This is a genomic window from Bradyrhizobium sp., from assembly GCF_030697065.1.
Lineage (GTDB): Bacteria > Pseudomonadota > Alphaproteobacteria > Rhizobiales > Xanthobacteraceae > Bradyrhizobium.
This window is the reverse complement of sequence record NZ_JAUYQU010000020.1, coordinates 1-1,262: the sequence shown is the minus strand read 5'-3', so window position 1 is coordinate 1,262 and position 1,262 is coordinate 1. Positions and strand designations below refer to the sequence as shown.

The window sequence follows — 1,262 nt, the reverse complement described above, 5'->3', positions numbered from 1 at the left end:
CCTGGATGAAGAGTTCGCCGGGGATCATTTTGCGCCTTTCTCCGTCATTCCGGGGCGCGCGCAGCGCGAACCCGGAATCTCGCAGTTAATTACCTCTGGATTCCGGGTTCGGCGCGTTGCGACGCCCCGGAATGACGACCTTCAATTCTCATCGTATCGGCTCGTGCACGGTAACGAGCTTGGTACCGTCCGGAAACGTCGCCTCGACCTGGATGTCGTGGATCATCTCGGCGATGCCGTCCATGCACTGGGCGCGGCTGATGACCTGCGCGCCGGCCTGCATCAGTTCGGCGACGGTGCGCCCGTCGCGGGCGCCCTCGACGATGAAATCGGAGATGATGGCGATGGCCTCGGGATGGTTGAGCTTGACGCCGCGCTCCAGGCGGCGCCGCGCCACCATCGCCGCCATCGAGACCAGCAGCTTGTCCTTTTCGCGGGGAGAGAGGTTCATGCGAGCACTCTAATCAATTGCCTCGATCTAGTTGAGCCAGAGCCGCGGCAGCGCTGTTGCCGAGGCGCGGCCGAGCACCGCCATCATGTCGGCGCGCAGCCGGGCCGCATCTTGGGCACAGAAGCGGGCCATTGCAAATCCATTCCAGCAGGAGACGCCGACCTCGCCACCGAATGAATTCGCAACCTCGCGAATCCGCTCCACCAGCGCCTCGTCGCCGGGCACGATCAGCGCAGTGCCGATGGCGACACCGCCGTTGGCGACCGCAGGTCTCGTCAGCTTGGCGCCGATGTCGCCGTCGAGCCGTACGTTCTCGGCGAACACCAGCCGGCCGCCGCGGCGCAGCCGCCAGCGGTCGACGAATTCGCCCCTTTGCATGCGCTCGCCCATCGCGGCGCGGCCGAACACCACGATCTCGCAGAGCAGCAGCGTGGCGCCTTCGGCCAGGTCGATATCGATCCGCCGCAAAACCCGCGCGCGGTCGAACAGGATGGTTTCCTGCGGCATCCAGCGCAGATGCGCGCCGGCGGCGGCCTTCAGGGAAATATTGACTTCGGCGGCCGGCCCCTGCGCCCGGTAGACCTTTTCCGCTGCCGCCGTGGTCACCGCAAGGCTGGAGCCTTCGCCGACCGCGATGTCGATATCGAAGCGATCGCCGCCGGCAATGCCGCCGGCGGTATTGACGAACATGGCCGAGAGACCCTCCGCCTCAGGGGAAGGAAAGCGGACGCGCAAGGAGCCTGATTCATGCAACTGGCGGCGGCGGGTGGCACCCTCGACCTGGTGCACGTCGAACCTCACCGCGCCCTGC

The 1,262-nt window shown here is 66.4% G+C and carries 2 protein-coding genes; both read right to left on the bottom strand.

Features of this window, described 5'->3' with window-relative positions:
* Nucleotides 1-148: 148 nt before the first annotated feature.
* Nucleotides 149-451 carry an urease subunit gamma gene (locus tag Q8R73_RS01525; RefSeq protein WP_305717789.1) on the bottom strand — a complete coding sequence of 101 codons (303 nt, stop codon included), beginning with the start codon at nt 449-451 and terminating at the stop codon, nt 149-151.
* Nucleotides 452-478: 27 nt separating this feature from the next.
* On the bottom strand, nt 479-1,262 hold a 784-nt coding region (locus Q8R73_RS01520; RefSeq protein WP_305717788.1), incomplete at its 5' end, for an urease accessory protein UreD.